This window comes from Synechococcus sp. H60.1 (assembly GCF_047462335.1).
Taxonomy (GTDB): domain Bacteria; phylum Cyanobacteriota; class Cyanobacteriia; order Thermostichales; family Thermostichaceae; genus Thermostichus.
The window spans coordinates 1-5,087 of sequence record NZ_JANSJA010000123.1 but is presented as its reverse complement, the minus strand read 5'-3'; the positions used below and the strand labels follow the sequence as shown (position 1 = coordinate 5,087).

Here is a 5,087-nt window from a genome sequence, read left to right as displayed (position 1 = left end):
ATGGAACTGGCCGATCTGAGACGCAGCCTAGAATCGCTCACCTCGCGCCTGAGCAGTGCTCAGGACTATCTTTGACCTGCCCCGCCTAGAGCAACAGATCGCCATTTTGGAGCAAGAGGCGGCGCAGCCGCAGTTTTGGAACGATGCCGAGGCGGCCCGCCGCCACCTGCAACAGCTTAACAGCCTCAAGGCCTCCTGGGATCAAGTCCACCGCTGGAAGGATCGCCTGGAAGATGCTGCTAGCGCCCTGGAGCTGCTGCAAGAGGATCCCGACCCGGAGCTGTTGGCGGAAGTGTCCGGATCCCTGGCGGCGGTGGAGCGGGAGCTCGGCCAATGGGAGTTGCAGCAACTGCTTTCCGGCCCCTATGACAAAAACGGCGCCATCCTCACCATCACCGCCGGCGCCGGGGGAACTGATGCCCAGGACTGGGCAGCGATGCTCCTGAAGATGTACACCCGCTGGGCAGAAAACCAGGGCTACAAGGTTCGCCTCTCAGAATACTCGGAAGGGGCAGAGGCCGGCATCAAGTCGGCCACCTTGTTGATCGAGGGGCCCTACGCCTACGGGTATCTTTCCGCCGAGAAGGGCAACCACCGCATGGAGCGCATCAGCCCCTTCAACGCCAACGGCAAGCGCCAGACCAGCTTTGCCGGCGTCGAGGTCATGCCCATCCTGGAGGAAGAGAATGAGTTCGAGCTGAGGATGGAGGATCTGGAGTTCGAGACTTCTCGTTCCGGCGGGGCAGGCGGCCAAAACGTCAACAAGGTGGAAACGGCGGTGCGGGTTATCCACAAGCCCACCGGCATTGCCGTGCGCTGCACCGAGGAGCGTTCCCAACTGCAAAACAAGGAGCGGGCTATCCAGATCCTGAAGGCGAAGCTCATCGAATTGGAAGAGGAAAAGCGCCGGCAAAAGCTGGCCGAGATCCGCGGCGAGATGGTGACCCAGGGCTTTGGGGGCCGGATCCGCACCTACACCTTCGATCCTTACAAGTTGATCAAAGACCACCGCACCAACGCCGAAACCTACAATGTCGAGGCGTTTATGAATGGCGAACCGGAGGAGCTGATGCACTTTATCCAGGCCTACCTGCGGCAGGAACATACCAAACAGCAGGCTGCTGCAGTCTAGGGCCGGCTGTGGCGCTCCCACACCGCCTGCATCAGGGCTGCCCGCTCCGACGCCGAGATCGCGCCCAATTGAACGGGATCCCACTCTGGGAAAAACTCCCCCACCCCCCATCCCAAGGCTCTGGGATGGGCTGTTTTTGCCTGCAGGGATCCCGCCCAAACTAGGCCGTGCCAAGCGCCAATAGGGGTTTCCAGGGCCGAGGAAAACACCAGATCCAACCCCGGGTGTTGGCTGAGGTAGTCCCTCAGGGCAAGACCGGATCCGACCAAAGAGGGCTTGACCACCAGGATCCCTTGCCAGCCGGAGCGGTGGACAGCTTGCAACTGCTCCAGGCCAGCCACTGACTCATCCAGGGCAAGGGGAGTTTGAAACTCGCGGCTCAGTTGGATCAAGTCGGCGTACTGCTCCGGGGGCAGGGGCTGCTCGAAAAACTCGATCTTGCCCGGCCACTCCTGATTGAGCTGGTCGCAGAGGGCCAGCCAGCGCCGCGCCTCTTCTAGGGTCAGCCCCCCGTTGGCATCCAGGCGCAGCCGGGATCCGGGCGGCAGTTGCTCCAGCCAGCTTGCCAGCTTTTTCCACTCCTGCTCAAAGGCATCCACCCCCACCTTGCCTTTGTAAACCGGGTAGAAACCTGGAGGCGCGGTTTTTCCCAAAAGCCCACAAAACGCAAGCCCCGAGAGATCCCTGGCCAGCCAGCCGGGATCCCGACAGGCCAGCCAGGCGCATTCCAAGCCAAAGCGAGTGGCGGGCAGAGTTGCTGGGATCCCTTCAATCTGCGCCTCGGATAGCTCAGCCGGCAACTGCTGGCAAAACGCCAGCGCTTGCTCCAAAGTCTCGCTGCCCAACCAGGGGATGGGAGCAATCTCCCCGTAGCCCTGCTGACCCGTCTCCAGATCCGTCAGCCGGATCAGGATCCCTTCCCGGACAGACCATAGGCCGTAGCGCGTGCGCAAAGGCCGCCGGAAGAGCCGCCGATACCGGCAAAACTCAAAGCGCATTTTCAGTCCAATCCAGTTGAGGATCCCCCCGAAAGGGGAGTTTCCAATTTCTAGGGATCCTCCCAAAGGGGGAACCGAAAGAAAGAAGGGCTTGGCTTAGCACCATAGCCCTTCTCGTTTCCAATTTCTAGGGATCCCCCCGAAGGGGGAACCTGGAAGTGGTGCGTCCCACCGAAGCGGTCGAGTTGCCGTTTCCAATTTCTAGGGATCCCCCCGAAGGGGGAACCTCAGGGCATCGGTGCAGCCGCGCCAGCGCAGCCTATCGTGTTTCCAATTTCTAGGGATCCCCCCGAAGGGGGAACGCAAAGCCAATTATTCGCGAGCTAATTCAGATCCTTCCAGTTTCCAATTTCTAGGGATCCCCCCGAAGGGGGAACACAACGGCAGACAAAGGCAAGGGGAGTTGGATGTTCAGGTAGTTTCCAATTTCTAGGGATCCCCCCGAAGGGGGAACACTGAAAGGGTGAACCCCCAAACGGGCGAAATAGTCGTTTCCAATTTCTAGGGATCCCCCCGAAGGGGGAACCTCCTTCGACGACGACCAAACCTGGTCGTATGTCGAGGACGAGTTTCCAATTTCTAGGGATCCCCCCGAAGGGGGAACTCTTCGCTTCGAGATACTGAAGCTGAAGACCGAGCTGCTAAGTTTCCAATTTCTAGGGATCCCCCCGAAGGGGGAACTTTAAAGCAAAAGCTCATGCGAGAGATTCATTCTCTCCTTGGTTTCCAATTTCTAGGGATCCCCCCGAAGGGGGAACGACCTACCTCAGCTGCCCGCGCAAGTACCACTACCGCTAGTTTCCAATTTCTAGGGATCCCCCCGAAGGGGGAACCTTTGGCACCTGCCGGCGGCCTTGGAAGAGGATCTCCAGTTTCCAATTTCTAGGGATCCCCCCGAAGGGGGAACTGCTTCGCGTTAACGGACTTGGGGGTTCCCGTCTACGTTTCCAATTTCTAGGGATCCCCCCGAAGGGGGAACCCTTACCCGCTGGCGGGGGCAAGAGAGCGAATATGACGAGGTTGTTTCCAATTTCTAGGGATCCCCCCGAAGGGGGAACTAGAAGAAAGTTGATTGACCTACCCGAGGGTATTTATCTCGTCGAGGGAAGTTTCCAATTTCTAGGGATCCCCCCGAAGGGGGAACGACTCTGGATCTTGAGACTGAGCGAAGCGCAGCCGATCAACGTTTCCAATTTCTAGGGATCCCCCCGAAGGGGGAACCTCTCTCAGTCGACAGCTAGCGCATATTCTAGTTGCCCTAGATGTTTCCAATTTCTAGGGATCCCCCCGAAGGGGGAACCGTCGTTCTGCCGCCTTGATCAGCTTTTCGTATTCGCGGGTTTCCAATTTCTAGGGATCCCCCCGAAGGGGGAACCCCCCTGAGGCCGTTGGGCACGAGCCTCGGGTGGGGGCGCTGTTTCCAATTTCTAGGGATCCCCCCGAAGGGGGAACCTAACGCATCCAGCCCCCTCGAGAGAGGGGGGTTTTTGTTTCCAATTTCTAGGGATCCCCCCGAAGGGGGAACTTGGACAGACGGGGGCTTCGAGCCCGTTTTCGGCCAGCGTCCGTTTCCAATTTCTAGGGATCCCCCCGAAGGGGGAACGCTCCGGCTCAAGAAAACAAGCCAACCCTTCTGCCTCGACCCCGTTTCCAATTTCTAGGGATCCCCCCGAAGGGGGAACTTGAAGAGGAGTTCCACAGCCGTTTGGCTGCACAGGGGTTTCCAATTTCTAGGGATCCCCCCGAAGGGGGAACCCCTCTCTGCTGCGGTTGGCCAGACGGCGCCTGGCCGAGTTTCCAATTTCTAGGGATCCCCCCGAAGGGGGAACAAATCTGCTTCGCCTTGAGTGACTTGGGAATCCCCGTCTAGTTTCCAATTTCTAGGGATCCCCCCGAAGGGGGAACATCTTGTATCGGGCTGGCCAGTTCCAGCCTGAGGTGATGCAGTTTCCAATTTCTAGGGATCCCCCCGAAGGGGGAACAGGCTCCCCTGTGTAGGGATCCAGGACATCGCCGGGGTCTAGGTTTCCAATTTCTAGGGATCCCCCCGAAGGGGGAACGCCCAAGTCCAAAGTTATCGCGAAGCAGAAGAAATCGTTTCCAATTTCTAGGGATCCCCCCGAAGGGGGAACTTGCAGGGCGAAGGCGACTTCGCGCTCCGCCTGCTCGATCTCCCGTTTCCAATTTCTAGGGATCCCCCCGAAGGGGGAACGTCCAGGCGTCCCCGCAGTACCTAGCCCGGACAACGGTTTCCAATTTCTAGGGATCCCCCCGAAGGGGGAACTGTTAGGGGAGGACACCTAAGCTGCACCAACTGTGCACTTGTTTCCAATTTCTAGGGATCCCCCCGAAGGGGGAACTGAATACGACGAAGTGATCGGGTGCCCCCGATTCAAGGGGGTGTTTCCAATTTCTAGGGATCCCCCCGAAGGGGGAACTTGACAACGTTAGCCCACCACCAGCGCTCCAGCCGGTCTTCCAGTTTCCAATTTCTAGGGATCCCCCCGAAGGGGGAACGTGGGCGAGGCTGGAGAGTTCGTCGCAGCCGCTGTCGTTTCCAATTTCTAGGGATCCCCCCGAAGGGGGAACGCCAAGGCCCCAGGGGGCACAGGGGCCTTGAGCGCTTCTTGGTTTCCAATTTCTAGGGATCCCCCCGAAGGGGGAACTCCAGGTTGGGTCGGGCCATCGGGGCGTAGAACCGCCAGTTTCCAATTTCTAGGGATCCCCCCGAAGGGGGAACATATACGATTTTCGACATGACTAGCCTCCGAAACAAGTTTCCAATTTCTAGGGATCCCCCCGAAGGGGGAACCTTTACGAGCTGCCTTGCGGGCAGCTTTGGCAGCTTTGTTTCCAATTTCTAGGGATCCCCCCGAAGGGGGAACACACAGAGGGAACAAATTCGCGCGGCGAAAGCCGCGTTTCCAATTTCTAGGGATCCCCCCGAAGGGGGAACT

At 59.0% G+C, this 5,087-nt stretch carries 2 protein-coding genes and 1 CRISPR repeat array; of the genes, one reads left to right on the top strand and one right to left on the bottom strand.

Annotated features, from left to right (window positions below; translation table 11 throughout):
- Positions 1–1,132 (top strand): peptide chain release factor 2 gene (prfB, locus tag NW852_RS06670; protein WP_414370611.1). Its coding sequence is split into 2 segments (ribosomal slippage), with 1,131 coding nucleotides annotated over them: positions 1–72 and positions 74–1,132; the frame shifts between segments, so codons are not numbered across the junction. This gene is flagged as partial in the annotation.
- Here prfB and NW852_RS06665 read toward each other — a convergent pair.
- Positions 1,129–2,130, bottom strand: a complete 1,002-nt coding sequence (locus NW852_RS06665) for an o-succinylbenzoate synthase (protein WP_414370550.1) — start codon at positions 2,128–2,130, stop codon at positions 1,129–1,131. The genes prfB and NW852_RS06665 overlap by 4 nt on opposite strands.
- Positions 2,131–2,169: 39 nt before the next feature.
- A CRISPR array of direct repeats spans positions 2,170–5,086; the repeat unit is 36 nt; unit sequence GTTTCCAATTTCTAGGGATCCCCCCGAAGGGGGAAC.
- Position 5,087 lies beyond the last annotated feature (1 nt).

Excerpts from the sequence above, each read along its gene's own strand:
- NW852_RS06665 (WP_414370550.1), bottom strand. The coding sequence starts at position 2,130 with ATGCGCTTTGAGTTTTGCCGGTATCGGCGGCTCTTCCGGCGGCCTTTG.